Consider the following 25,875-nt stretch of genomic DNA (forward strand, 5'->3'; position numbering starts at 1 on the left):
GAAATAGTGGTTTAACCAAGCAGCAGCATCGCGAGCGGCAGCACCGGAAGCAGCGCGTCGACACGGTCGAGCACGCCGCCATGGCCAGGCAGCAGTCCACTCGAATCCTTCACGCCCGCCTGCCGCTTCAGCAGCGACTCGAACAGGTCGCCGATCACGCTGTACGCGACCAGCAGCGTCAGTGCGGCCCACGCGCCGGGCATCCCGTAACGCACGGCGAACGCGGAAAACAGGGTCGGCTCGAACGCGTGCACGACCATCGCGACACCGGCAACGACCATCACGGCGAGCCAGCCCCCGATCGCGCCTTCCCAGCTCTTGCCGGGACTGATCGTGACGGCCAGTTTACGCTTTCCGAAGGCCTTGCCCGCGAAGTATGCGCCGATATCGGCCAGCCAGACGACCAGAAGCAGCGACAGCACGAACGGCACGCCCAGCGCGCGCGCCGCGACGAGCGCATGCCAGCAGGCTGCAAAGACCACGAGGCCGGCCGCCAGCAGGAACGGCCGCCAGACGCCGCCCGCGAGTTCGGGCTTGCGCCGCAGCGCGAACGGGCCGACCAGCAGCCAGAACACGCCGGCTGCCATGAAAAGGGGACGGGACGAAGCCGCATCGACGCCGAGCGGCACCGTTGCCGCGAGCGCAAGCGCCGCGACGACGGCATAGACGACCGGGCCGGCGCCGCCGAGCTTGAGCAGGCGCGCCCATTCCCACGCGGCGAACACGAGCACGACGCCGATCAGCGCGCCGAACGCGGTGAGCGGCGCGAACAGCGTCACCGGCAGCAATACCGCCAGCATCACGATCGCCGTGATCACACGGGTTTTCAGCATGAAAGGGAGTCGGCGTTCTGCGATTGCGGTTCGAGCTGTGCGCTCGTGCGGCCGAAACGACGTTCGCGCTCCGTATACGACGCCATGGCGTCGGCCAGTGCCGCGCCGTCGAAATCCGGCCAGTATTTGTCGGTGAAATAGAATTCGGCGTACGCGAGCTGCCACAGCAGGAAGTTGCTGACGCGCTGCTCGCCACCGGTACGGATGAAGAGATCGGGCTCCGGCGCATAGGCCATCGCCAGGTGCGGCGCGAACGCGTCCTCGGTCACTTCGACCTCGCGCCCTTCGCGCACGGCCTGCTCGACGAGCTTCTTCGTCGCCTGCAGGATGTCCCACCGGCCGCCGTAGTTGGCCGCGATGGTGAGCGTAAGACGGGTGTTGCGCGCCGTCTTGGTTTCGGCGCGGCGAATCAGTTCGCGGATGCGCGGCTCGAAACGGTCGAGATCGCCGACGACACGCAGGCGGATCCCGTTCGCATGGAGCTTGCCGACCTCGCGCTCGAGCGCGGTGATGAAGAGCCGCATCAGGAACGATACTTCGTCGTTCGGCCGGCGCCAGTTTTCCGAACTGAACGCGAACAGCGTCAGGTATTCGACGCCGGCGCGCGCGCAGCCTTCGACCACCGCCCGCACGGCATCGACGCCGCGGGTATGCCCCGCGACGCGCGGCAAGCGGCGTTCGGTCGCCCAACGGCCGTTGCCGTCCATGATGATCGCGATGTGACGCGGCACGACACCGACGTCAGGCACGCGAACGGTAGAGCTGGTATAGGTCATGGCCGTTGAGACAGTTGCGGGAAGAAGGCGGCGCGCGAGGACGGTCGTCAGACCGTCATGATCTCGGCTTCCTTGGTCTGCACGAGCTTGTCGATTTCGGCGACGTGCTTGTCGGTCAGCTTCTGCACGTCGTCGCTCGCACGGCGCTCGTCGTCTTCCGAGATTTCCTTGTCCTTCACGAGCTTCTTGAGCGCTTCGTTCGCGTCGCGGCGCAGGTTGCGGATCGCGACCTTGGCCGTTTCGCCTTCGCTCTTGACGACCTTGGTCAGTTCGCGGCGGCGCTCTTCCGTCAGCGCGGGCATCGGCACGCGGATCAGGTCGCCGGCCGTCGCCGGGTTCAGGCCCAGGTCGGCTTCGCGAATGGCCTTCTCGACCTTCGCGACCATGTTCTTTTCCCACGGCTGCACGCCGATCGTGCGCGCATCGACGAGCGTCAGGTTAGCGACCTGCGAGATCGGCACCATCGACCCGTAGTAGTCGACCTGCACGTGATCGAGCAGACCGGTGTGTGCACGGCCCGTACGGATCTTTGCCAGATCGTTCTTGAACGCCTCGATCGAGCGCTGCATCTTTTGCTCGACGCCCTTCTTGGTATCAGCGACACTCATTTCAACCTCCGAACCTTCTAACCTTCAAAGAACGCGGGCCCTGCCCGGCGCGTCCGGCGCGCCGCGGCCGATGGCCCGCATCCGCGGGAGTTTACACGTGGACGAGCGTACCTTCGTCCTCGCCCAGCACGATGCGCTTGAGCGCGCCCGGCTTGTTGATCGAAAACACGCGAATCGGCAGCTTCTGGTCGCGGCACAGCGCGAAGGCCGTCGCGTCCATCACCTGCAGGTTGCGGCTGATCGCCTCGTCGAACGTGATCGTCGTGTAGCGCGTGGCCGACGGATCCTTCTTCGGATCGGCAGAATATACGCCATCGACCTTGGTCGCCTTCAGCACGACCTCGGCGCCCACTTCCGAACCGCGCAGCGCGGCGGCCGTGTCGGTCGTGAAGAACGGGTTGCCCGTACCGGCCGCGAAGATCACGACGCGGCCTTCCTCGAGCTGGCGAATCGCGCGGGGCCGGATGTACGGCTCGACGACCTGGTCCATGCGCAGCGCGGACTGCACGCGCGCCTCGATGCCGGCGTGGCGCATCGCGTCCTGCAGCGCCAGCGCGTTCATCATCGTCGCGAGCATCCCCATGTAGTCCGCCGTCGCGCGATCCATGCCGGCCGCGCCACCCGCGACACCGCGGAAAATATTACCGCCACCGATCACGACCGCGAGCTGCGTACCGAGACGCACGACTTCGGCGATATCGGCCACCATCCGTTCGATCGTCGCGCGATTGATGCCGAAGGCATCGTCGCCCATCAGCGCTTCGCCGGAGAGTTTGAGGAGGACGCGTTTATAGGCATTGGACATAGGGGCTTCCGAGCGACGAGAGGATGACAACCACGAACTGTAGGGGCGAAATACTGATTCGGGCAAGCGCCGACGGTCGAACCGGGTTTCCCGGCCGGCCGGCGGCGGCGCCGACCGCGGCGGAGCGGACGCCCGCCGCGGATACTGCCTGACTGCTTACGGCTTACTGCTGCTTTGCTGCTGCGACTTGCGCGGCCACTTCGGCGGCGAAGTCGTCCTGGCGCTTCTCGATGCCTTCGCCGACGACGAACAGCGCGAACTTCTGCACTGCCGCATTCGCTGCCTTCAGCATCTGCTCGATCGTCTGCTTGTCGTTCTTCACGAACGTCTGGTTCAGCAGCGACACTTCCTTCAGGTACTTCTGGACGCTGCCGTCGACCATCTTCGCGACGATCTCGGCCGGCTTGCCCGATTCCGCAGCCTTCTGCTCGGCCACGCGGCGTTCCGTCTCGATCAGTTCCGCCGGCACGTCAGCCGACGACAGCGCGACCGGCTTCATTGCCGCGATGTGCATCGCGACGTCCTTGCCGACCTGCTCTTCCGCGCCCGTGTACTCGACGATCACGCCGATACGCGCGCCGTGCAGGTACGTTGCGATCTTGTTCGCGGTTTCGAAACGGACGAAACGGCGGATCGACACGTTCTCGCCGATCTTGCCGATCAGGGCCAGACGCACTGCGTCGACCGTCGAGCCTTCGAGCGGCAGTGCCGACAGCGCTGCCACGTCGGCCGGGTTCTGCGTCGCGACGAGTTCTGCAACCGTCTTCGAGAATGCGAGGAAGTCGTCGTTCTTCGCGACGAAGTCGGTTTCGCAGTTCAGCTCGACCAGCGCGCCTGCGTTGCCGCCGACGAACGATGCGACGACGCCTTCTGCCGTCACGCGCGATGCCGCCTTGCTTGCCTTGTTGCCGAGCTTGACGCGCAGCAGCTCTTCAGCCTTGGCCAGATCGCCGTCGGCTTCCGTCAGCGCCTTCTTGCACTCCATCATCGGTGCGTCGGTCTTCGCGCGCAGTTCTGCCACCATGCTTGCGGTAATTGCCGCCATCATTCGCTCCTTGAGTCTGTATTCACAACGCCGCCCGCTTGGACGCGAACGGCCGAAAATCGTTTCCGGACCCGCGCCGATTCGGCGCGATCAGGTCCGGCGCACAAGCTTAAAAAAAGGGGGCCTGTTGAGAGCCCCCTTTTTGCGCCGGCTCGGGGCCAGTTACGCGTTTTCCTCGACGTACTCGTCGTCGCCGCGTGCGGCCTGGACCACTTCGTTGACCGCGTTCGCACGGCCTTCGAGGATCGCGTCGGCCACGCCTTCGGCGTACAGCGCGACTGCCTTGCTCGAGTCGTCGTTACCCGGGATCACGTAATCCACACCTTCCGGCGAGTGGTTCGTATCGACCACGGCGATGACCGGCACGCCCAGCTTGTTCGCTTCCGTGACGGCAATCTTGTGGTAGCCGACGTCGACGACGAAGATTGCGTCCGGAATGCCGCCCATGTCCTTCACGCCGCCGATCGACTTCTGCAGCTTCGCGATTTCGCGTTCGAACAGCAGCGCTTCCTTCTTGCTCATCTTCTCGAGCTCGCCTGCCTCGACTGCCGCTTCCATGTCCTTCAGGCGCTTGATCGATACCTTCAGCGTCTTGAAGTTGGTCATCATGCCGCCGAGCCAGCGTGCGTTGACGTACGGCATGCCCGCGCGCTGCGCTTCCTGGGCGATCGTGTCACGCGATTGACGCTTCGTGCCGACGAACAGGATCGTGCCGCGGTTCGCTGCCAGCTGGCGCACGTACTTCTGTGCGTCCGTGAACATCGGCAGCGTCTTTTCGAGGTTGATGATGTGAATCTTGTTGCGGTGACCGAAAATGAACGGAGCCATCTTCGGGTTCCAGAAGCGCGTCTGGTGACCGAAGTGGACACCCGCTTCCAGCATTTGGCGCATCGTAACTGCCATGTAAATTCTCCACGAGGGTTGGGTCTTAAGCCGGCCGCCGTACCGCCGCACGAACCTGCCCCGAAAGGCACGATCTCCGCGCGGCCGGCACCCTGGTTGCGCCGGCTTGCGATTCGGCACGTGCAAAACGCCCGTGCCGTAAGCCTTTCACCGCGATGCCGCCCCGCAATGGGGCACTACGGCATTTGGATGTCGACTTAGCCAAAGAGTATAGCACGCCGATTTGTCCGCTCTCAAGTCGCTCACCACTTTCGCTTGCCGCGCGGCAGCCGGCCGGACAATCCGCGAAAACCCGCATCCGCACCGCCGGCAGGGGCTGCGACGCCTGCCAGAAGGTGCGATAATCCGTCAATTCACCGCATTCCAGGCATACCTCGATGGCTATTACGCTCAAAAACGAACACGATATCGCCGAGATGCGCGTCGCCTGCCGTCTCGCGAGCGAAGTGCTCGACTTCATCACGCCGCACGTCGTCGCGGGCATCACGACCGCCGAACTCGACCGCCTCTGCCACGAGTTCATGCTCAACGAACAGGGCACGATCCCGGCACCGCTGAACTACCAGCCGCCCGGCTATCCGCCGTACCCGAAGGCCACCTGCATTTCGGTCAACGACGTGATCTGCCACGGCATTCCCGGCGAGAAGGTGATCAAGAACGGCGACGCGCTGAACATCGACATCACCGTGATCAAGAACGGCTACTTCGGCGACACCAGCCGGATGTTCATCGTCGGCGAGGGCTCGATCCTCGCGAAGCGCCTCGTGCAGACCACCTACGAGTGCATGTGGCTCGGCATCGACCAGGTCAAGCCCGGCGCGCACCTCGGCGACATCGGCTACGCGATCCAGAAGCACGCGGAAGCGCAAGGCTACAGCGTCGTGCGCGAATACTGCGGCCACGGCATCGGCACGGTGTTCCACGAGGATCCGCAGGTCGTCCACTACGGCCGCCCGGGCACCGGCATCGAACTGAAGGCCGGGATGATCTTCACGATCGAGCCGATGATCAACGCCGGCAAGCGCGACATCCGCACGATGCCCGACCAGTGGACCGTCAAGACGCGCGACCGCAGCCTGTCGGCGCAGTGGGAGCACACGGTGCTCGTCACCGAAACCGGCTACGAGGTGCTGACCGTGTCGGCCGGCACGCCGGCGCGCCCCGTGTTCGCGCAACCGGCCGCCGCGGTCTGAGCGCCGTCGCGCCAGCCCGCCCTACCCGCACCACCCGCACCTGACCGGCTGCCCATGAGCGCTCACGCCGCCCCCTCGCCCGACGCGCTGTCGCGGCGCGCCGAATTCAAGGCCGCCAAGACGGAGATGCTCGAGCGCTTTCGCCGCGCGACGAACGTCGCGTCCCTGATGCACGCGCTGTCGAAACTCACCGACGATGCGCTCAAGCGCGTGTGGGACGACTGCGGGCTGCCCGCGACGCTGGCGCTCGTCGCCGTCGGCGGCTACGGGCGCGGCGAGCTCGCGCCCTATTCCGACGTCGACATCCTCGTGCTGCTGCCCGATGCGCACGACCCGGCGCTCGACGCGCGCATCGAGCGCTTCATCGGGATGGCGTGGGATCTCGGCCTCGAGATCGGCAGCAGCGTGCGCACGGTCGCGCAGTGCATCGAGGAGGCGTCGCAGGACGTCACGGTGCAAACATCCCTGCTGGAAGCGCGGCGCATCGTCGGCAGCACCGCGCTGTTCGAGCGCTTCACGGTGCGCTACCACGAGGCGCTCGACGCCCGCGCGTTCTTCACCGCGAAGGTGCTCGAGATGCGCCAGCGCCACGCGAAGTTCCAGGACACGCCGTACAGCCTCGAGCCGAACGTGAAGGAAAGCCCCGGCGGGCTGCGCGACCTGCAGACGATCCTGTGGATCGCGCGCGCGGCGGGCTTCGGCAGCAGCTGGCGCGAACTCGACACGCGCGGCCTCATCACCGATCGCGAAGCGCGCGAGCTGCGCCGCAACGAAGGTTTCCTGAAGACGCTGCGCGCGCGGCTGCACGTGATCGCCGGCCGCCGCCAGGACATGCTCGTGTTCGACCTGCAGACGCAGGCGGCCGAGAGCTTCGGCTACCAGCCGACGCAGACCAAGCGCGCGAGCGAGCAGCTGATGCGCCGCTATTACTGGGCCGCGAAAGCCGTCACGCAGCTCGCGACGATCCTGATCCAGAACATCGAGGCGCAGCTCTTTCCCGCGACGAGCGGCATCACGCGCGTGCTGTCGCCCGACCGCTTCGTCGAGAAACAGGGGATGCTCGAGATCGTCGACGACGGCGTGTTCGAGCGCCATCCCGACGCGATCCTCGAAGCGTTCCTGCTGTACGAGACGACCCGCGGCGTGAAGGGCCTGTCCGCCCGCACGCTGCGCGCGCTGTACAACTCGCGCGAGATCATGAACAACGCGTGGCGCCGCGATCCGCAGAACCGCGACACGTTCATGCGGATCCTGCAGCAGCCCGAAGGCATCACGCACGCGTTCCGGCTGATGAACCAGACGAGCGTGCTCGGCCGCTATCTGCTGAACTTCCGCCGTATCGTCGGCCAGATGCAGCACGACCTGTACCACGTGTACACGGTCGACCAGCACATCCTGATGGTGTTGCGCAACATCCGCCGCTTCGCGGTGGCCGAGCACGCGCACGAATATCCGTTCTGCAGCCAGTTGATCGGCAACTTCGAGCGTCCGTGGGTGCTGTATGTCGCCGCGCTGTTCCACGACATCGCGAAAGGCCGCGGCGGCGATCACTCGACGCTCGGAATGGCCGATGCGCGGCGCTTCTGCCGCGAGCACGGCATCGCCGGCGACGACGCGTCGCTGATCGTGTGGCTCGTCCAGCATCACCTGACGATGAGCCAGGTCGCGCAGAAGCAGGACACGAGCGACCCGGAGGTCATCAAGCGCTTTGCGGAAGTCGTCGGCAACGAACGCTACCTCACCGCGCTGTACCTGCTGACCGTCGCCGATATCCGCGGCACGAGCCCGAAGGTGTGGAACACGTGGAAAGGCAAGCTGCTCGAGGACCTGTACCGCATCACGCTCGCGGTGCTCGGCGGGGCCAACCCCGACGCGCATTCGGAGCTGAAGTCGCGGCAGGAGCAGGCGCTCGCGCTGCTGCGCCTCGAAACCGTGCCCGACGACGCCCATCGCGCACTGTGGGACCAGCTCGACGTCGGCTTCTTCCTGCGTCACGACGCAGCCGACATCGCGTGGCAGACACGCGTGCTGTACCGTCACGTGAACGCCGAAACCGCGATCGTCCGCGCGCGGCCGTCGCCGATCGGCGACGCGCTGCAGGTGCTCGTGTACGTGAAGGATCGGCCCGACCTGTTCGCGGGCATCTGCGCGTATTTCGACCGCAACGGGCTGTCGGTGCTCGACGCGCGCGTCAGCACGACGCGGCACGGCTACGCGCTCGACAACTTCATCGTCACGCAGACCGAACGCGACGTGCGCTACCGCGACATCGCGAATCTCGTCGAACAACAGCTCGCGTCGCGGCTCACCGAAACCGCATCGCTGCCGGAGCCGTCCAAGGGCCGCCTGTCGAGGCTGTCCCGGACGTTTCCGATCACGCCGCGCGTCGACCTGCGGGCCGACGAGCGCGGCCAATACTACATCCTGTCCGTGTCGGCCAACGACCGGCCGGGCCTTCTCTATTCGATCGCGCGCGTACTCGCCGAGCATCGGATCGGCGTCCATGCGGCGCGGATCAATACGCTCGGCGAACGCGTCGAGGACATCTTCCTGCTCGCGGGTGCCGGCCTGTCCGACAACCGCCTGCAGATCCAGCTTGAAACCGAGTTGCTGCGTGCGATCGCAGTCTGAATGAATCCCAGCGTTTATGCGCACCAAACTAACCGTCAAGAATCCGAAGCCGGCGTCGCCGACCCGCGCCCCTGTCCGCTCCGGCAGCCTCGTCGCCCGCAAGGCGGTGCGTCCCGCTGCGCCGCCCGCAGGGGACAAGCCGGCCCGCCCGAAGAAGGCGTCCCCGGCCGCCGCCGGCGAACGCTCGTTCAAGCCGCGCGGCGCGGCAGGCGCCGAGCGCCCGGGCGCGGATCGCGCACCGGCCAAGCGTGCGCCGCGTGACGGCGGTGCCGAACGCGGCACGCGCGCGCCGTATCGCGAAAACGCGGCCGGCGAAGGGGCGAAGCGTAGCTTCGGCGATCGACGCACGTCGTCCGATCGTCCGCCGCGCCGTGATGACGACGCACGTCCGCGTCGCGCAGGTGGCGACGACGACAAACGCTCGTCCTATCGCGACAAGGCAGCCGGTGAAGGTGCAAAGCGCAGCTTCGGCGATCGACGCACGTCGTCCGATCGTCCGCCGCGCCGTGATGAAGATGCCCGTCCGCGCCGCGCAGGTGGCGACGACGACAAACGCTCGTCCTATCGCGACAAGGCAGCCGGCGAAGGCGCGAAGCGCAGCTTCGGCGACCGTCGCACGTCGTCCGATCGACCGCCGCGCCGTGATGACGATGCCCGTCCGCGCCGCGCAGGTGGCGACGACGACAAACGCTCGTCCTATCGCGACAAGGCAGCCGGTGAAGGCGCGAAGCGCAGCTTCGGCGACCGCCGCCCGTCGTCCGATCGTCCGCCGCGCCGCGATGACGATGCCCGTCCGCGCCGCGCAGGTGGCGACGACGACAAACGCCCGTCCTATCGCGACAAGGCATCCGGCGAAGGCGCAAAGCGCAGCTTCGGCGACCGCCGCACGTCGTCCGATCGTCCGCCGCGTCGTGATGACGATGCCCGTCCGCGCCGCGCAGGTGCCGACGACGGCAAACGCCCGTCCTATCGCGACAAGGCGCCCGCCGAAGGCGCAAAGCGCAGCTTCGGCGACCGCCCGGCTCGCCCCGCACGCGACGGCGAACGCCGCTCGTTCGGTGCGGTCAAGACCGCGCAACCGGTCAAGCGCGCGGCGGCCGACGTCGACTACGGCGACGAAACGGGCCTGATGCGCCTGTCGAAGCGGATGTCCGAGCTCGGCATGTGCTCGCGCCGCGAAGCCGACGAATGGATCGAGAAGGGTTGGGTACTCGTCGACGGCGAACGCATCGACACGCTCGGCACCAAGGTCCGCGCCGACCAGAAGATCGAGATCGACGAGCGCGCGAGCGCCGCGCAGGCCGCGCAAGTGACGATCCTGCTGCACAAGCCCGTCGGTTATGTGTCGGGCCAGGCGGAAGACGGCTACGAGCCCGCAGCCGTGCTGATCACGCGCGCGAACCGCTGGAGCGGCGACCATTCACCGGTACGCTTCTCGCCGCAGCACCTGCACGCGCTCGCACCGGCCGGCCGCCTGGACATCGATTCGACCGGCCTGCTCGTGCTGACGCAGAACGGCGTGATCGCGAAGCAGCTGATCGGCGAACAGTCGGATATCGACAAGGAGTACCTGGTGCGCGTGCGCTTCGGCGAACGGCTGATCGACATCGACCAGCACTTCCCGGCGGAATCGCTCGCGAAGCTGCGCCACGGCCTCGAGCTCGACGGCGTCGCGCTGAAGCCCGCGATGGTGAGCTGGCAGAACGGCGAGCAGTTGCGCTTCGTGCTGCGCGAAGGCAAGAAGCGCCAGATCCGCCGCATGTGCGAACTGGTGGGTCTCGACGTGATCGGCCTGAAGCGCGTCCGGATGGGCCGCGTGATGCTCGGCGCACTGCCGCAGGGGCAATGGCGCTATCTGTCGGCCGACGAGACGTTCTGACCGCCGGCGCGCCACCCGTGGCCATGCAATGAAAAAGCCCGCGCAAGCGGGCTTTTTCTTGTCTGCGAGAAACCGGGAAAGCAGAGGGATCAGTCGTCGGAAGCCGGATCGAGCCCCGGGAACAGCACCTCCGTGAAGCCGAAGCGCGTGAAATCGGTGATCCGCATCGGATACAGCTTGCCGATCAGGTGATCGTATTCGTGCTGGACGACGCGTGCGTGGAATCCCTCGGCGACACGATCGATCTTCTCGCCGAACTGGTCGAAGCCGCTGTAGCGCACCTTCGCGTAGCGGCTGACGACGCCGCGCATGCCCGGCACCGACAGGCAGCCTTCCCAGCCCTCTTCCATGTCCGGCGGCAGGTACTCGACCTTCGGGTTGATCAGCACGGTCTCGGGCACCGGCGGCGCTTCCGGGTAGCGGTTGTTGTTGCCGAAGCCGAAGATGATGATCTGCAGCCCGATGCCGATCTGCGGCGCAGCCAGGCCGGCGCCGTTCGCATGGTGCATCGTCTCGAACATGTCCGCGACGATCTCGTGCAGCTCGGGTGTATCGAACCGCTCGACCGGCTTGGCGACTTCGAGCAGGCGCGGATCGCCCATCTTCAGGATCTCGCGAATCATGGCGTATTGCCCTCCAGGAGTTGGTGCAGGCCGTCTTCGTCCAGCACGGGGATGCCGAGTTCCTCGGCCTTCGCGAGCTTGCTGCCGGCTTCGGCGCCCGCGACCACGTAATCCGTCTTCTTCGATACCGAACCGGCCACTTTCGCGCCCGCCGCTTCGAGCATTTCCTTCGCGGCATCGCGCGTGAGCGTCGGCAGCGTGCCCGTCAGCACGACGGTCTTGCCGGCCAGCACGCCCTGCGGCGCCTTCGGCGCGGGCGGCCCTTCCGGCCACGTCACCTTGCCCGGCGCGCGCAACTGCTCGATCACGGTCCGGTTGTGCTCTTCCGCGAAAAACTGGTGGAGCGACTCGGCGACGATCGGCCCGACGTCGTTGACTTCGAGCAGCTCTTCGATCGACGCGTCCATGATCGGCGTGAGCGAGCCGAAATGCTTCGCGAGATCCTTCGCGGTCGATTCGCCCACGTGACGGATACCGAGCCCGTAGATGAAGCGCGCGAGCGTCGTGTGCTTCGCCTTCTCGAGCGAGTCGAGCAGGTTCTGTGCGGACTTCTCGGCAAACCGGTCGAGCTCGGCGAGCGTCGCAAAGCCGAGATTGAACAGGTCGGCCGGCGTGCGCACGAGATTCAGCTCGACGAGCTGGTCGATGATCTTCTCGCCGAGACCGTCGATGTCGAGTGCGCGGCGCTGCGCGAAGTGCCACAGTGCCTGCTTGCGCTGCGCCGGACAGAACAGGCCGCCCGTGCAGCGCGCGATCGCCTCGTCCGGCAGGCGCTCGATCTTCGAGCCGCACACCGGGCATTCGGTCGGCATCACGAATTCGGCCGCATCGGCCGGGCGCCGGTCGAGCAGCGCACCGACCACTTCGGGGATCACGTCGCCGGCGCGGCGCACGATCACGGTATCGCCGATCCGGATGTCCTTGCGGCGCACCTCGTCCTCGTTGTGCAGCGTCGCGTTGGTCACCGTCGCACCGCCGACGAACACCGGCTCGAGGCGCGCGACCGGTGTGATCGCACCGGTGCGCCCGACCTGCACGTCGATCGCGACGAGCTTCGTCAGCGCTTCCTGCGCGGGGAACTTGTGAGCGAGCGCAAAGCGCGGCGCACGCGACACGAAGCCGAGGCGCTCCTGCTCGTCACGCCGGTTGACCTTGTAGACGACACCGTCGATGTCGTAGGGCAGCGACTCGCGCTTCTCGCCGATCTTGCGGAAGAAGTCGAGCAAACCCTGGGCGCCCTGCACGACCGCGCGCTCGCGGTTCACGGGCAGGCCGAGCGACTCGTACCAGTCGAGCAGCGCGCTGTGCGTATCGGGCATCGGCATCCCGTCGAGCACGCCAATCCCGTACGCGAAGAACGACAGCGGACGCTGCGCGGTGATCTTCGAGTCGAGCTGGCGCAGGCTGCCGGCCGCCGCGTTGCGCGGGTTCGCGAATTCGCGCTGCTCGGCCGCGCGCTGGCGTTCGTTCAGGCGTGCGAAATCGCGCTTGAACATCAGCACCTCGCCGCGCACGTCGAGTACGGCCGGCACGTTCTTGCCCTTCAGCTTCAGCGGAATCGAGCGGATCGTGCGCACGTTCTCGGTCACGTCCTCGCCGGTCGTGCCGTCGCCGCGCGTCGACGCCTGCACGAATACGCCCTGCTCGTAGCGCAGCGAGATCGCGAGACCGTCGAACTTCAGTTCGCACGCGTAGTCGACCGGCTCCGTCACCGAACCGGCGAGATCGGTCGCCTTGTCGAGCGCATCGGCGACGCGCTTGTCGAACGCGACGATGTCCTCGTCGGTAAAACCGTTGTTCAGCGACAGCATCGGCGCGTCGTGGACGACCGGCGTGAAGCCGCCGGCCGCCTCGCCGCCTACGCGCTGCGTCGGCGAATCGGGCGTCACGAGTTCGGGATGATCGGTTTCGAGCTGCTGCAGTTCGCGAAACAGTCGGTCGTACTCGGCGTCGGGCAGATCCGGCTGATCGAGCACGTAGTAGGCGTAGTTCGCCCGCTCGAGTTGGTCGCGCAGCCACGCGGCGCGCGCGTCGGGCTGGCTGGCTGGCGGTTCGGCTTGGGTTCGGGCCATGCTGGCGGCAGATTCGTTCTGAGAAAATCGGATGCCCGATTATCTCAGTTTGCCGCCGTGGCGGGGCGCGCAAAACGCGCCCGATGCGCGTGCTGCAGCGCAAACAGCGAGGTGTGCGCCGCAGCGACGAACGGCGGCGCCGAAGCCCGCCGCCCGTGCGTTCGCGTTACTGGCTGAAGAGGCGGCGCGTGACCGGCGAACCGGCCGGGATGCCGGCTTCCTCGAGCTTCGCGTACAGCTTCATCAGTTGCTGGTCGATCGCGACGAGCGTCGATTCCGGCAGCGGCCGGCGCGAATCGTCGACGACCCGCGCACCGATCCGTTCGGACAGCGACTTCGCGTAGTCGCACATCAGCCGGAACGGCAGGATGTCCTCTTCGGCGACCGGCACGTCGAGCACCAGCGTGATCATGTTGCCGCCCTTGTACGTGAGGTCGTCACGCAGGAAGTTCGTGTCGCCGAACTGCAGCATGAACACCGGGTTCTGCTTCGCGTCGAGCTTCACGAAACGCGTGCCGTCGCGGGACAGCAGCAGCCCGTCCTGCGACGCGACCGCCTGCACGTAGTTCGCCGACCAAGGCGCGCCGTCCGACATCACGTTGATCGACAGTTGCGCGTCGCACTGCGCGGCAAACGCGTCGAGCTCGCGCGCCATCGCGACCGTTTCCATCATGTCCGGGAATTCCGGCGCGCCGTCGATCGCGTCGGCGAACTGCTGGACACCCGTCACGAATTCGGAAAACTCGAGCTCGTTCAGCGCGCCGCTGCGGTTCGCGAGCTGCGCGGCTGCGCGCAGTTCCTCGTAGCGCACGCCGTTCTGCAGCAGCTCCCACTGGCCGCCTTCGGGCTTGCCTTCGATATGCACGGGCTTGCTGCCCGCGCGGCGCAGCCGCTGCGCGGCCGGCAGGATCTTGTCGCCCGGCAGCAAACCGTTGAGCCGGATCGGCACGATGCAGTCGATCCGGCGGTCGACGATCGCCGGCGGTGCCGACGAGATCGTCGTCGCGGCCGGCAGCACGGGTTCGACCGGCTCGGCCGCTTCAGCGTGCGTGTCGTGCGCGGCGGCCGGCACGGTGTCTTCTCCGGCAACCGCGTCGACCGGCTCGGCCGGCTCTGCCGACGGCTCGACACCGGTCGCCTCGGCCTGCAGGTCGGCCGGCATGTCGGCAGGCGCCGCACCGCCGAAGGTCGGCTCGACGCGCGCGACTTCCGCCGACGTGGCGGCCGCAGCAGCAGTCGCAGCCGGCGCCGCAGGCTCGCGCCGCACCGGCTGACGCACCGGCTCGATGAACGGCAACTCTTCGTCGCGCTCGGGGCGGTTCATCGCCTCGGCCGCTTCCTCCGGCATCGGGCGCGGCATCCTGCGCCGCACCTTCGCGCCCTGCCATGCGTTGTAGACCACGACGCCGCCCACCACGACGGCGCCCGCGCCGATCAAACCGAGTGTCAACTCGTCCATGCACGCTCCATCAGCAATTCTTGTTCGTCGGAACCGCGAACGGGCGCCCATGCGCCGCGCGAACGCGGTCCGGTTTCGTCAAACGTCAATTCTGGGCAAAACCCGCGGCGGTTTCCATGTCCACCGCGACGATCCGCGACACGCCCTGCTCCTGCATCGTCACGCCGATCAGCTGCTGCGCCATCTCCATCGCGATCTTGTTGTGCGAGATGAACAGGAACTGCGTCTTGTCGGACATCGCGCGCACGAGATTCGCGAAACGCTCGGTGTTCGCGTCGTCGAGCGGCGCGTCGACCTCGTCGAGCAGACAGAACGGCGCCGGATTGAGCTGGAACATCGCGAACACCAGTGCGGTCGCGGTCAGCGCCTTCTCGCCGCCCGACAGCAGGTGAATCGTCGCGTTCTTCTTGCCCGGCGGCTGCGCCATCACCTGCACGCCGGCATCGAGGATCTCGTCGCCCGTCATGATCAGCTTCGCCTGGCCGCCGCCGAACAGGCGCGGGAACAGGTCGCTGAAGTGACGGTTGACCTCGTCGAAAGTGCCTTGCAGCAGCGTGCGGGTTTCCTGGTCGATCTTGTGGATCGCGTCCTCGAGCGTCGTGATCGCGTCGATCAGGTCGGCCGACTGCGCATCGAGGAACACCTTGCGCTCGCTCGCGGCCTTCAGCTCGTCGAGCGCGGCCATGTTCACCGGGCCGAGCGCATTGATCGCGTTGTTCAGGCGCGTGACCTCGCCTTGCAGGTACGACGGCTTCAGATCCGGCGTGAGCTTCTCGCGCAGCGCCTCCTCGTCGACCTCGGCCGCGGTCAGTTGCTCGGCGAACTGCTCGACCGCCAGGCGCGCGGCCTGCTCCTTCAACTGCAATTCGGTGATGCGGTCGCGCAGCGGCTGCAGCGAGCGCTCGGCGACGAGCCGCTGCTCGTCCGACGCGCGCAGCTTCGCGGTCAGGTCGTCGAGTTCGATCCGCGCGGCCTGCAGCGCCTCTTCCTTCACCGCACGCACTTCGAGCGCATCCTGCAGGCCCGTGTGCGCGGTCTGCTCGTTGATCGTCTCGAGTTCGGCGCGTGCGTCTTCCAGCGATCCGGCAACACGTTCGCTCTGCTCGTGCGCGACCTGGATGCTGCGCTTGAGTTCGTCGATCCGCGTGACCGCGTTGCGCGCGGCGAAGCGCGCGTCGTTCGCGCCGCGCTCCAGGTCGCGCGCTTCCTGACGCGCCTGCGTCAGCGATTCGTCGAGTGCTTCGAATGCGAGCTGGTTGTCCTCGAAGCGCGCCTGCAGCTCCGCGAGTTCGCCGTCGAAACGCTCGAAATTCGCTTCCGATTCAGCGCGCATCGCGCGCTGCTCTTCGATCTGCGCGCCGATTTCCTCGAGTTCCTCGCGGATCTGCGTGCTGCGCTGCGTGTAACGTTCGTGCGCCTGCGCGAGCTTCAGCACGTCCATCTGCAGCGCGTGCACGCGTTGCGTCGCACGCTCGGCCTGTGCGCGCACGTCGCCGAGCGCCTGCGTGGCCTGCGTGTGCGCGGCTTCCGCGCGCACGGCTGCCGTGCGCGCCTCGTCGGCGAGCAGCGCCTGCGCACGCACCTGGCGCGTCAGGTTTTCGATTTCCTGCTGGCGGGCCAGCATCCCGGCCTGCTCCGAATCGGCGGCATAGAGCTGCACGCCGACGCGCGTGACGACATGGCCGGCCTTGACGACGAACGCGCCGCCTGCCGGCAGCTGCGTGCGCGTCGCGAGCGCCTGTGCGACGTCGTCGGCGACATACACGTTGCCGAGCCAGTCGTTCAGCACCGCACGGATGCCCGCATCGTCGATGCGCACGAGCGACAGCACCGGGCGCAGGCCCGCCACGGCCGCGGGCGGTTCGCCGGCCGCGGGCGGCGCATAGAACGCGAGCTTCGCCGGCGGCGCATCGGTCGCGAATGCCTTCACCCAGTCGAGATTCGACACTTCGAGCGCGGCGAGACGCTCGCGCAGCACGGCCTCGAGCGCCGCTTCCCAGCCGGCCTCGACGTGCAGCTTCTTCCACAGGCGCGGCAGCGCGCCGAGCTCGTGCTTGTCGAGCCAGGGCTGCACCTTGCCTTCGGTCTGCACGTTTTCCTGCAGTTGCTTCAACGCGGCGAGACGCGCCTCGAGCTGGTGGATCTGCGCGGCCTCGGCCTGCACGCGCTCCTGCGCGGCACGGCGTTCGCCATCGAGGCGCGGCACCGTTTCCTGCGCGTCGGCGAGGCGCGCCTGCGCTTCGGCAAGGATCTCTTCCTGCTCGGCCAGCTGCATGCGCAGCTCCTCGAGCTGGGCCTCGTCCGGCGCGTCGAGCCCGCCCGCTTCGCTCTTCAGGCGCTCATGGCGTTGCTGAAGCTGCTGAAGCTGCTGGTCGGCGTTGCGCTGGTGCGCGGCCTCGAGTTTCAGCGACTGTTCGGTCTGCGCGATCCGCGCGCGCTCGTCGTTGAGCTGCGCCTGCGCATCGCGCCATTTCGCTTCGAGCGCCGGCAGTGCGTCGTGCTTCGCGGCGGCGTTGTCTTCGGCGAGCGCGGCCTTCTCGTCGGCCATCGCGCGCGCTTCCTCGGCTTCCTCGAGCTCGTCCTGCGCCTTCTCGGCCTGCGCGCGCCATTGCTCGCGCTGCGCATTCAGCGCGGCGATCTGCGCCTGCACGCGATTGCGCGATTCGACGATGAACTTGATCTCGGCTTCGAGGCGGCTCACCTCGGCATTCGCCTCGTAGAGCGAACCCTGCGCGCCCTGCATCGCGTCGCTCGCCGAGTAATGCGCGACACGCAGCGTCTCGAGCTGCGCCTCGACCTCGCGCAGCTTCGCCGTCTGCGCCTCGAGGTCGATCTGCGCCTGTTCGATCGCGCGCTGCTGCTTCTGCTGCTCGCCGGCGGCCTCGTTCTTGCGCAGCAACCACAGCAGGCGCTGCTTCTCCTCGCCGTCGGCGACGAGTTCCTTGTACCTGGTCGCGACGACGGCCTGCGCCTCGAGCTTCTCGAGGTTCGCGCCGAGTTCGCGGACGATGTCCTCGACGCGCGTCAGGTTCTCGCGCGTGTCGTGCAGGCGGTTCTCGGTTTCGCGGCGGCGCTCCTTGTACTTCGATACGCCCGCGGCTTCCTCGAGGAACACGCGCAGCTCTTCCGGCTTCGCCTCGATGATCCGCGCGATCATGCCCTGCCCGATGATCGCGTATGCACGCGGCCCGAGGCCCGTGCCGAGGAAGATGTCCTGGATGTCGCGGCGGCGCGCCGGCAGGTTGTTGATGTAGTAACTCGACGTGCCGTCGCGCGTGAGCACGCGCTTCACGGCGATCTCGCCGTACTGGCCCCACTGGCCGGCCGCGCGGCCGTCGGAGTTGTCGAAGATCAGTTCGACGCTGGCCCGGCTGCCGGGCTTGCGGGCGGTCGAGCCGTTGAAGATCACGTCCTGCATCGACTCGCCGCGCAGCTCGGAAGCGCGCGACTCGCCGAGCACCCAGCGCACGGCGTCGATGATGTTGGACTTGCCGCACCCGTTCGGGCCCACCACGCCGACAAGCTGGCCCGGAACCTGGAAATGCGTGGGATCGACAAAGGATTTGAAGCCAGCGAGTTTGATCGAGCTCAGACGCACGGCGGTATCGGATGTGAAGAAGGTGTGAAACGGACGGAGCCGCACTGCGCGAGGCCGGACGGCCCATGCGCGCGACGCGCCCCGGAATTCAAAAGCGGGGCCGCGCGCATCCAGCGTTGGGCCCCGCAAACGGCTTCCATCATACCATCGCGCGTGCACCGTCCCGACCGTCGCCGGGTTTGTCCGGTGCCGGCGCGGCACGATGGACCCGGCTCGACAGCAGCGTGGCCAGCACGATGCATGCGCCGCCCGCCCACTCGCGCGCGGTCGGCAGCTCGTTCGCGAACACCCACGCCGACAGCGCGGTGATCACGATCTCGAACAGCATGATGATCGACGCGCGGTTCGCCGGCACACGCGCGAGCCCGTACTGCACGAGCAGGTTGTTCGACGCCATCGTCACGCCGATCGCGACGATGATCAGCGCGGCGACACCGAGCTGGCCGCCCGCCGGCGCAGCCGGCAGCCCCTCGAACAGCGACGCGATCGCGCCGAACACGGCCGCGCCGCCGAACAGCGTCGCGGTGCGCATCTCCGCGCGCATCTCCGGCAGCTCGCGGCTCGCCTTGATCACGAGCACGTTGCTCATCGCGAAGCTCAGCCCGGCAGCGAGGCCGGCCCATTCGGCCGGGCTGGCCGGCAGCGGCAGGCCGAGCGCCGGCGACCACAGCATCAGCATCGCGCCGCCGATCGACAGCGCCGCGAGCCCCGCGCCGGCCCAGGTCAGCCGCTCGCGCAGCAGGAAGTGCGCGTAGATCGCGGTCCACGCGGGGGTCAGGTAGAACAGCAGCATCACACGCAGCACTTCGCCGTGGATCGTGCCCCACACGAACCCGAGGTTCGTCACGCCGGCCGTCACCGCGATGCCGGCCAGCACCCAGTGCCAGCGCAGCGTCGCGATCGTGCGGTGCCGCGCGACGATCACGAACAGGAACGCGACGAGGCTCGTCAGCGCGCTCGCGAGCGTGCCCGTCACGCCGAGCGACGCAAGGATCCGCAGCGGATACCAGATCAGGCCCCATACCGATGCGCCGATCAGGATGGCCAGCGTCGGCAGGCTGCCGCGTACCGCGTTATTCATTTGGTTCGATACCCTTTATTCGACCGGCCCGGCCGCCGTTCCGGCAGGCCGTGACCGCGTTCCGTCACGCTATAATCGTCCGTTGCGACCCGTGCGCCCGCGGCGCCCGTTCGCAGCCGCGCGGCGCGCCCGCCGCTTCCTTCGCTCCAACCGGCCGCGATGGCCGCTTCGCCCGTGAACCCTCGACTCGACTCGCTCCAGCCCTATCCCTTCGAAAAGCTGCGCGCCCTGTTCAAGGACGTGACGCCCTCCGGCGCCCTCAAACCGATCAGCTTCGGCATCGGCGAGCCCAAACACGCGACGCCGGCGCTGATCCGCGACGCCGTGGTGGCCGCGCTCGACGGTCTCGCGTCGTACCCGGCCACCGCCGGCTCGGACGCGCTGCGTACGTCGATCGCGCACTGGCTCGAGCGCCGCTACGGGCTGCCGGCCATCGATCCGGCCACGCAGGTGCTGCCCGTGTCGGGCTCGCGCGAGGCGCTGTTCTCGCTCGCCCAGACGGTGATCGACGCACGCCCGTCCGAAACGGGCGAGAAGGCGATCGTACTCTGTCCGAATCCTTTCTATCAAATTTACGAAGGCGCGGCGCTGCTGGCCGGTGCCGAACCCTATTTCGCGAACAGCGACCCGGCCCGCAACTTCGCGTGCGACTACGCGTCGGTGCCCGACGCGGTCTGGGCGCGCACGCAGCTGCTGTACGTGTGCTCGCCGGGCAACCCGACGGGCGCCGTGCTGACGCTCGACGACTGGCGCGAGCTGTTCGCGCTGTCCGACCGCCACGGTTTCGTGATCGCGTCCGACGAGTGCTATTCGGAAATCTATTTCGACGAAGCGGCACCGCCGCTCGGCGGCCTCGAGGCCGCGCACCGCCTCGGCCGCGGCTTCGAGCGGCTCGTGATGCTGTCGAGCCTGTCGAAACGCTCGAACGTGCCGGGCATGCGCTCGGGTTTCGTCGCCGGCGACGCCGCGCTGCTGAAGAAATTCCTGCTGTACCGCACGTACCATGGTGCGGCGCTGTCGCCGGTCTGGCAGCACGCAAGCATCGCCGCGTGGAACGACGAGGCGCACGTGCGCGAGAACCGGGCGCTGTACCTGCAGAAGTTCAGCACGGTCACGCCGATGCTCGCCGACGTGATCGACGTGAAACTGCCCGACGCGGCGTTCTACCTGTGGGCCAACGTGTCGCGCACCGGCCTGTCGGACACCGAGTTCGCCCGCCGCCTGTACGCCGACTATAATGTGACGGTTCTGCCCGGCTCGTACCTCGCGCGCGATGCGCACGGCACGAATCCGGGCCGCGATTTCATCCGGATCGCGCTCGTCGCGGGCACCCCCGAATGCGTCGAGGGCGCGCAACGCATCGTCGATTTCTGCCGGTCTCTCGCGCGGTAATCGTCCATCCGATCAATTCCATCCAATCTCCTGCGAAAACGAACATGTCGCAACAACTTCAGCAAATCATCGATACCGCCTGGGACAACCGCGCCGAGCTGTCGCCGAAGGCCGCACCGGCCGACGTCCGCGAAGCCGTCGCGCACGCGATCGAGCAGCTCGACAAAGGCGCGCTGCGCGTTGCCGAGAAGATCGACGGCAACTGGACCGTGCACCAGTGGCTGAAGAAGGCCGTGCTGCTGTCGTTCCGCCTGGAGGACAACGCGCCGATGCCCGCCGGCGGCTACTCGCAGTTCTACGACAAGGTGCCGTCGAAGTTCGCGAACTACACGGCCGAAGATTTCGCCGCAGGCGGCTTCCGCGTCGTCCCGCCGGCCATCGCGCGCCGCGGCTCGTTCATCGCGAAGAACGTCGTGCTGATGCCGTCGTACACCAACATCGGCGCGTACGTCGACGAAGGCACGATGGTCGACACGTGGGCAACGGTCGGTTCGTGCGCGCAGATCGGCAAGAACGTGCACCTGTCGGGCGGCGTCGGCATCGGCGGCGTGCTCGAGCCGCTGCAGGCGAACCCGGTCATCATCGAAGACAACTGCTTCATCGGCGCCCGCTCGGAAGTCGTCGAAGGCGTGATCGTCGAGGAAAACTCGGTGATCTCGATGGGCGTGTACCTCGGCCAGAGCACGAAGATCTACGATCGCGAGACGGGCGAAGTCAGCTACGGCCGCATCCCGGCCGGTTCGGTCGTCGTCGCCGGCAACCTGCCGTCGAAGGACGGCTCGCACAGCCTGTATTGCGCGGTGATCGTCAAGAAGGTCGACGCGAAGACGCGTGCGAAGGTCGGCCTGAACGAGCTGCTGCGAGGCGACTGATGGCGAAGCCGCACACCGTGGTCGTCTACGGCATTCCGAACTGCGACACCGTGAAGAAGGCCCGCGTGTGGCTCGACGATCACGGCGTCGAATTCGAGTTCCACGACTTCAAGAAGCTCGGCGTCAGCGCGCCGCTGATCGAAGACTGGCTGAAGGACGTGTCGCTCGACGCACTCGTCAACAAGCGCGGCACCACGTGGCGCGGCCTCGACGACGCAATGAAGGCGGCCGCCGAAACGAAGACCGGCGCGGTCGCTCTGATGATCCACAAGCCGTCGGTCATCAAGCGCCCCGTGCTGGTGGTCAACGGCCGCGTGAAATCGCTCGGCTTCGTGGCCGATCAATACGCGGCGCTGTTTGCCGCATAGGGCTGCCCGCGCTGCGCCCGTCGGCGCGGCCCGACGTCTTGTCGCTGCCGGCCACCGCGCCGGCATTTTTTATCGAAAGTGGTCCGAACCATGTCCGCCACCCTAGCCCTTACCGAACAGCTGATCGCCCGCGCGTCCGTGACGCCCGACGACCAGCATTGCCAGCAGATCATGACCGAGCGCCTCGCCGCACTCGGCTTCGAATGCGAGACCATCGCGTCGCACGGCGTGACCAACCTGTGGGCCGTCAAGCGCGGCGCCGACGGCCGCGACGGCAAGCTGCTCGCCTTCGCGGGCCATACCGACGTCGTACCGACCGGCCCGCTCGAGCAATGGAGCTCGCCGCCGTTCATCCCCGCCCATCGGGACGGCAAGCTGTACGGCCGCGGCGCGGCCGACATGAAGACGTCGCTCGCGGCGTTCGTGGTCGCGTCCGAGGAATTCGTCGCGGCACACCCCGGCCACCGCGGCGCGATCGCATTCCTGATCACGAGCGACGAGGAAGGCCCCGCCACCGATGGCACCGTGAAGGTCGTCGAGCTGCTCGAAGCGCGCGGCGAACGCATGGACTACTGCATCGTCGGCGAACCGACGTCGACCAACGAACTCGGCGACGTCGTCAAGAACGGCCGCCGCGGCTCGATGTCGGGCGAACTGGTCGTCAAGGGCGTGCAGGGCCACATCGCCTATCCGCACCTCGCGAAGAACCCGATCCACCTGCTCGCGCCGGCGCTCGCCGAGCTCGCCGCCGAGCAATGGGACGAAGGCAACGAATACTTCCCGCCGACCACCTGGCAGGTATCGAACCTGCACGCCGGCACCGGCGCGACCAACGTGATCCCCGGCCACGCCGACCTGCTGTTCAACTTCCGCTTCTCGACCGCGAGCACGGTCGAGGGCCTGCAGGCGCGCGTGCACGCGATCCTCGACAAGCACGGCCTCGAATACACGCTGAAATGGTCGGTGAGCGGCCTGCCGTTCCTCACGCCGCGCGGCGAGCTGTCGGGCGCGCTGGAAAACGCGATCCGCACCGAGACCGGCATCACGACCGAGCTGTCGACCACGGGCGGCACGTCGGACGGCCGTTTCATCGCGCGCATCTGCCCGCAGGTGATCGAGTTCGGGCCGCCGAACGGCAGCATCCACAAGATCGACGAGCACATCGAAGTGCGCTTCATCGATCCGCTGAAGAACGTGTACCGCCGCGTGCTCGAACAACTGATCGCCTGATGGAGCCTCGCATGACGACACCTTTTGCCACAGTCCGCGACCTGCTGCGCTACGCGGTCACGCGCTTCTCGAAGGCGAAGCTCGCGTTCGGCCACGGCTCCGACAATGCGTACGACGAAGCGGCCTACCTCGTGCTGCGCACGCTCGACCTGCCGCTCGACACGCTCGAGCCGTTCCTCGACGCACGGCTCCTGCCCGACGAAATCGCGGCCGTGCTCGCCGTGATCGAACGGCGCGCGACCGACCGCGTGCCGGCCGCGTACCTCACGCATGAAGCCTGGATGCATGGCCACCGCTTCTACGTCGACGAACGCGTGATCGTGCCGCGCTCGTTCATCGGCGAACTGCTCGACGACGGGCTGCAGCCGTACGTCGCCGATCCCGAACAGGTCGGCGCCGTGCTCGAGCTGTGCACGGGCTCGGGCTGCCTCGCGATCCTCGCGGCGAGCGCGTTCCCGAATGCCGAGATCGACGCGGTCGACCTGTCCGACAAGGCCCTCGAAGTCGCCGAGATCAACGTGCGCGACTACGGCCTCGAAGACCGCATCGGGCTGCACCGCGGCGACCTCTACGCGCCGCTGCCCGCATTCCGCACCGACCCGGACTCGCGCTACGACGTGATCCTGACGAACCCGCCGTACGTGAATGCGTCGTCGATGGCCGCACTGCCGCCCGAGTACCGGCACGAGCCGGAGATGGCGCTCGCGGGTGGCGACGACGGGATGGACATCGTGCGACGCATCGTCGCCGAAGCCCATCGCTGGCTGCACGACGACGGCGTGCTCGTCGTCGAGATCGGCAACGAGCGCGAGAACGTCGAAGCCGCGTTCGGCGGCCTCGAACTCACGTGGCTGCCGACCAGCGCGGGCGACGACGCCGTGTTCCTGATCCAGGCGTCGGACCTGCCGCGCAAGGCCTGAGCCTTTTCGGCTCGCCCACCGTGCGGTGCACCGTTGCGCCGCACGGTTGGGTAAGATGCGCGTAGGCGGCCGCCCGGCCGCGCGACCTCAGGAGTCCGTCACGCGCCCATGACCCTCGACTGGCTACATCTCGGCACCCTGATCCTGACCATCCATGTGCTCGGGATCGTCGCTGCGTGCCACGCGATCATGAACACGCGCACGTCGCAAGGTGCGATCGCATGGGCCGTCTCGCTTGCGGCCATGCCGTACCTGACGCTCGTTCCGTACCTGTTCCTCGGTCGCAGCAAGTTCTCCGGCTACGTCGACGCCCGGCGCCACGAGCTGGAAATGTTGCGCATGCACACACCCCGCTCGCCCTGGCTCAGCAGCGACGCGACCGACGGGCCGGCCGCCGACGCGATCGGCCAGGCCGCGGTGCTCGCGCTTACGCGTCTCGGCGGCATGCCGTTCCTCGGCGGCAATTCGGTGCGCACGCTCGTGAACGGCGATGCGACGTTCTCGGCGATCCTCGCCGCAATCGACGCAGCGCGCGATTACGTGGTGGTGCAGTTCTTCATCGTGCGCGACGATGCGCTCGGCCGGATGCTGCGCGACTCGATGCTCGCGCGTGCGGCAGCCGGCGTGCGCTGCTGCCTCCTGTACGACAGCATCGGCAGCTTCGACTTGCCGCACAGCTACGTCGACACATTGCGCCGGGGCGGCGTCGAGGTGCATCCGTTCGCGACCAACCGGAAGTTCGTCAACCGTTTCCAGCTCAACTTCCGCAACCACCGCAAGATCGTCGTGGTCGACGGCAATCGCGCGTTCGTCGGCGGCCACAACGTCGGCGTCGAATATCTCGGCGCGAAGCCGCGCCTGTCGCCGTGGCGCGACACGCACATCGAGATACGCGGCCCCGTGGTCGCGAGCATCCAGTACGTGTTCGCCGAAGACTGGCACTGGGCGACGCAGAAGCTGCCGCCGCTCGCGATGCCGCCGCCCGCGCAGCCGGGCGACAACATGCATTGCCTCGCCGTGCCGATGGGGCCGGCCGACAAGCAGGAGACGGGCTCGCTGTTCTTCGTCGAGGCGATCAACGCCGCGCGCGAACGGGTCTGGATCACCACGCCGTACCTCGTCCCCGACGAAGCCGTGATCTCCGCGCTGAAGCTCGCCGTCATGCGCGGCGTCGACGTGCGCATCCTGATTCCGAGCCGGCGCGATCACTACGTGGTATTCGAGGCGTCGAAGCTGTACGCGCGCGACCTGGTCGATGCGGGCGTGAAGGTATTCCGCTACCGGCCCGGCTTCCTGCACCAGAAGGTCGTGCTGATCGACCGCATCGCGGCGGCGATCGGAAGCGCGAATCTCGACAACCGTTCGTTCCGCCTCAATTTCGAGATCATGGTGCTGACCGTCGACCGCGCATTCGCCGACGAGGTCGAGACGATGCTCGCTGCCGACTTCGCACAGGCGTACGAGGTCGATGCGAACGAATACCGCCGATCGCCTGCCTGGCGACGCATCGCGATGCACGTCGCGCGGCTGTTCGCACCGATCCTCTGACGGCCGGGACCGCGGCGGGCAGGCGACCCGCACCGGCGC

At 67.4% G+C, this 25,875-nt stretch carries 20 protein-coding genes; 9 read left to right on the forward strand and 11 right to left on the reverse strand.

Going from position 1 to position 25,875, the window contains the following annotated elements; all coding sequences use genetic code 11:
- Nucleotides 1-11: 11 nt before the first annotated feature.
- From AB3K92_RS33355 to rpsB, 6 genes are all read right to left on the reverse strand, one after another.
- Nucleotides 12-833 carry a phosphatidate cytidylyltransferase gene (locus AB3K92_RS33355; protein ID WP_042974809.1) on the reverse strand — a complete coding sequence of 274 codons (822 nt, stop codon included), beginning with the start codon at nucleotides 831-833 and terminating at the stop codon, nucleotides 12-14.
- Complete coding sequence (gene uppS, locus AB3K92_RS33360) at nucleotides 827-1,609, reverse strand: polyprenyl diphosphate synthase (RefSeq protein WP_006478494.1); 783 nt, start codon at nucleotides 1,607-1,609, stop codon at nucleotides 827-829. The genes AB3K92_RS33355 and uppS overlap by 7 nt, the downstream gene beginning before the upstream one ends.
- 47 nt (nucleotides 1,610-1,656) lie before the next feature.
- Entirely contained in the window at nucleotides 1,657-2,217 is a 561-nt protein-coding gene (frr, locus tag AB3K92_RS33365) for a ribosome recycling factor (RefSeq protein ID WP_021159105.1), read from the reverse strand.
- Nucleotides 2,218-2,308: 91 nt separating this feature from the next.
- Complete coding sequence (gene pyrH / locus AB3K92_RS33370) at nucleotides 2,309-3,022, reverse strand: UMP kinase (RefSeq protein ID WP_011352459.1); 714 nt, start codon at nucleotides 3,020-3,022, stop codon at nucleotides 2,309-2,311.
- A gap of 163 nt (nucleotides 3,023-3,185) precedes the next feature.
- The gene (tsf, locus tag AB3K92_RS33375; protein ID WP_021159104.1) at nucleotides 3,186-4,067 is read right to left on the reverse strand and encodes a translation elongation factor Ts; all 882 of its coding nucleotides are present in this window, start codon (nucleotides 4,065-4,067) and stop codon (nucleotides 3,186-3,188) included.
- A 162-nt stretch (nucleotides 4,068-4,229) separates the two neighbouring features.
- Entirely contained in the window at nucleotides 4,230-4,970 is a 741-nt protein-coding gene (gene rpsB, locus AB3K92_RS33380; RefSeq protein WP_006483818.1) for a 30S ribosomal protein S2, read from the reverse strand.
- Nucleotides 4,971-5,347: 377 nt separating this feature from the next.
- Here rpsB and map point away from each other — a divergent pair, with 377 nt between their 5' ends.
- The 3 genes from map to AB3K92_RS33395 are packed head-to-tail and all read left to right on the forward strand — an operon-like array spanning nucleotide 5,348 to nucleotide 10,673.
- Nucleotides 5,348-6,163, forward strand: a complete 816-nt coding sequence (gene map / locus AB3K92_RS33385) for a type I methionyl aminopeptidase (RefSeq protein WP_021159103.1) — start codon at nucleotides 5,348-5,350, stop codon at nucleotides 6,161-6,163.
- Between the two features lie 54 nt (nucleotides 6,164-6,217).
- Entirely contained in the window at nucleotides 6,218-8,794 is a 2,577-nt protein-coding gene (locus AB3K92_RS33390; protein WP_021159102.1) for a [protein-PII] uridylyltransferase, read from the forward strand.
- A 16-nt stretch (nucleotides 8,795-8,810) separates the two neighbouring features.
- Nucleotides 8,811-10,673, forward strand: a complete 1,863-nt coding sequence (locus AB3K92_RS33395) for a pseudouridine synthase (RefSeq protein WP_369466620.1) — start codon at nucleotides 8,811-8,813, stop codon at nucleotides 10,671-10,673.
- A gap of 89 nt (nucleotides 10,674-10,762) precedes the next feature.
- On the opposite strand, the gene def is transcribed toward AB3K92_RS33395, so the two are convergent.
- The 5 genes from def to AB3K92_RS33420 form a co-directional block, all read right to left on the reverse strand.
- Nucleotides 10,763-11,296: a peptide deformylase gene (gene def, locus AB3K92_RS33400; RefSeq protein WP_059490082.1), complete on the reverse strand. Its 534-nt coding sequence runs from the start codon at nucleotides 11,294-11,296 to the stop codon at nucleotides 10,763-10,765.
- Entirely contained in the window at nucleotides 11,293-13,368 is a 2,076-nt protein-coding gene (gene ligA, locus AB3K92_RS33405; RefSeq protein WP_021159099.1) for an NAD-dependent DNA ligase LigA, read from the reverse strand. Before ligA ends, def begins: the two co-directional genes overlap by 4 nt.
- 166 nt (nucleotides 13,369-13,534) lie before the next feature.
- Nucleotides 13,535-14,827 carry a cell division protein ZipA C-terminal FtsZ-binding domain-containing protein gene (locus tag AB3K92_RS33410; protein ID WP_059585834.1) on the reverse strand — a complete coding sequence of 431 codons (1,293 nt, stop codon included), beginning with the start codon at nucleotides 14,825-14,827 and terminating at the stop codon, nucleotides 13,535-13,537.
- Nucleotides 14,828-14,912: 85 nt separating this feature from the next.
- Nucleotides 14,913-18,425 carry a chromosome segregation protein SMC gene (gene smc, locus AB3K92_RS33415; RefSeq protein WP_059651618.1) on the reverse strand — a complete coding sequence of 1,171 codons (3,513 nt, stop codon included), beginning with the start codon at nucleotides 18,423-18,425 and terminating at the stop codon, nucleotides 14,913-14,915.
- Nucleotides 18,426-18,564: 139 nt separating this feature from the next.
- Nucleotides 18,565-19,506 carry a DMT family transporter gene (locus AB3K92_RS33420; protein WP_027787082.1) on the reverse strand — a complete coding sequence of 314 codons (942 nt, stop codon included), beginning with the start codon at nucleotides 19,504-19,506 and terminating at the stop codon, nucleotides 18,565-18,567.
- Nucleotides 19,507-19,665: 159 nt separating this feature from the next.
- Between AB3K92_RS33420 and dapC the strand changes: the two genes are divergently transcribed.
- The 6 genes from dapC to cls all read left to right on the forward strand — a co-directional run bounded on the left by dapC (nucleotide 19,666) and on the right by cls (nucleotide 25,836).
- On the forward strand, nucleotides 19,666-20,898 hold the full coding sequence (gene dapC / locus AB3K92_RS33425) for a succinyldiaminopimelate transaminase (RefSeq protein ID WP_059624092.1): 1,233 nt from the start codon (nucleotides 19,666-19,668) through the stop codon (nucleotides 20,896-20,898).
- Between the two features lie 44 nt (nucleotides 20,899-20,942).
- The gene (dapD, locus tag AB3K92_RS33430) at nucleotides 20,943-21,770 is read left to right on the forward strand and encodes a 2,3,4,5-tetrahydropyridine-2,6-dicarboxylate N-succinyltransferase (RefSeq protein ID WP_014896723.1); all 828 of its coding nucleotides are present in this window, start codon (nucleotides 20,943-20,945) and stop codon (nucleotides 21,768-21,770) included.
- On the forward strand, nucleotides 21,770-22,138 hold the full coding sequence (locus AB3K92_RS33435; protein WP_006478478.1) for an ArsC family reductase: 369 nt from the start codon (nucleotides 21,770-21,772) through the stop codon (nucleotides 22,136-22,138). The genes dapD and AB3K92_RS33435 overlap by 1 nt, the downstream gene beginning before the upstream one ends.
- 90 nt (nucleotides 22,139-22,228) lie before the next feature.
- Nucleotides 22,229-23,368, forward strand: coding sequence for a succinyl-diaminopimelate desuccinylase (gene dapE, locus AB3K92_RS33440; RefSeq protein ID WP_060072992.1), 1,140 nt, complete (start codon nucleotides 22,229-22,231; stop codon nucleotides 23,366-23,368).
- An 11-nt stretch (nucleotides 23,369-23,379) separates the two neighbouring features.
- Nucleotides 23,380-24,288: a 50S ribosomal protein L3 N(5)-glutamine methyltransferase gene (gene prmB / locus AB3K92_RS33445; RefSeq protein WP_021159092.1), complete on the forward strand. Its 909-nt coding sequence runs from the start codon at nucleotides 23,380-23,382 to the stop codon at nucleotides 24,286-24,288.
- Nucleotides 24,289-24,396: 108 nt separating this feature from the next.
- On the forward strand, nucleotides 24,397-25,836 hold the full coding sequence (cls, locus tag AB3K92_RS33450) for a cardiolipin synthase (RefSeq protein WP_369466621.1): 1,440 nt from the start codon (nucleotides 24,397-24,399) through the stop codon (nucleotides 25,834-25,836).
- Nucleotides 25,837-25,875: the final 39 nt, after the last annotated feature.

The organism is Burkholderia sp. Bmkn7 (genome assembly GCF_041103175.1).
Lineage (GTDB): Bacteria > Pseudomonadota > Gammaproteobacteria > Burkholderiales > Burkholderiaceae > Burkholderia > Burkholderia cepacia.

Excerpts from the sequence above, each read along its gene's own strand:
- map (WP_021159103.1), top strand. The coding sequence starts at position 5,348 with ATGGCTATTACGCTCAAAAACGAACACGATATCGCCGAGATGCGCGTC.
- uppS (WP_006478494.1), bottom strand. The coding sequence starts at position 1,609 with ATGACCTATACCAGCTCTACCGTTCGCGTGCCTGACGTCGGTGTCGTG.
- rpsB (WP_006483818.1), bottom strand. The coding sequence starts at position 4,970 with ATGGCAGTTACGATGCGCCAAATGCTGGAAGCGGGTGTCCACTTCGGT.
- dapC (WP_059624092.1), top strand. The coding sequence starts at position 19,666 with ATGGCCGCTTCGCCCGTGAACCCTCGACTCGACTCGCTCCAGCCCTAT.
- tsf (WP_021159104.1), bottom strand. The coding sequence starts at position 4,067 with ATGGCGGCAATTACCGCAAGCATGGTGGCAGAACTGCGCGCGAAGACC.
- cls (WP_369466621.1), top strand. The coding sequence starts at position 24,397 with ATGACCCTCGACTGGCTACATCTCGGCACCCTGATCCTGACCATCCAT.
- dapE (WP_060072992.1), top strand. The coding sequence starts at position 22,229 with ATGTCCGCCACCCTAGCCCTTACCGAACAGCTGATCGCCCGCGCGTCC.
- AB3K92_RS33410 (WP_059585834.1), bottom strand. The coding sequence starts at position 14,827 with ATGGACGAGTTGACACTCGGTTTGATCGGCGCGGGCGCCGTCGTGGTG.
- dapD (WP_014896723.1), top strand. The coding sequence starts at position 20,943 with ATGTCGCAACAACTTCAGCAAATCATCGATACCGCCTGGGACAACCGC.
- AB3K92_RS33395 (WP_369466620.1), top strand. The coding sequence starts at position 8,811 with ATGCGCACCAAACTAACCGTCAAGAATCCGAAGCCGGCGTCGCCGACC.
- def (WP_059490082.1), bottom strand. The coding sequence starts at position 11,296 with ATGATTCGCGAGATCCTGAAGATGGGCGATCCGCGCCTGCTCGAAGTC.
- prmB (WP_021159092.1), top strand. The coding sequence starts at position 23,380 with ATGACGACACCTTTTGCCACAGTCCGCGACCTGCTGCGCTACGCGGTC.
- AB3K92_RS33435 (WP_006478478.1), top strand. The coding sequence starts at position 21,770 with ATGGCGAAGCCGCACACCGTGGTCGTCTACGGCATTCCGAACTGCGAC.
- AB3K92_RS33420 (WP_027787082.1), bottom strand. The coding sequence starts at position 19,506 with ATGAATAACGCGGTACGCGGCAGCCTGCCGACGCTGGCCATCCTGATC.
- ligA (WP_021159099.1), bottom strand. The coding sequence starts at position 13,368 with ATGGCCCGAACCCAAGCCGAACCGCCAGCCAGCCAGCCCGACGCGCGC.
- pyrH (WP_011352459.1), bottom strand. The coding sequence starts at position 3,022 with ATGTCCAATGCCTATAAACGCGTCCTCCTCAAACTCTCCGGCGAAGCG.
- frr (WP_021159105.1), bottom strand. The coding sequence starts at position 2,217 with ATGAGTGTCGCTGATACCAAGAAGGGCGTCGAGCAAAAGATGCAGCGC.
- AB3K92_RS33390 (WP_021159102.1), top strand. The coding sequence starts at position 6,218 with ATGAGCGCTCACGCCGCCCCCTCGCCCGACGCGCTGTCGCGGCGCGCC.
- AB3K92_RS33355 (WP_042974809.1), bottom strand. The coding sequence starts at position 833 with ATGCTGAAAACCCGTGTGATCACGGCGATCGTGATGCTGGCGGTATTG.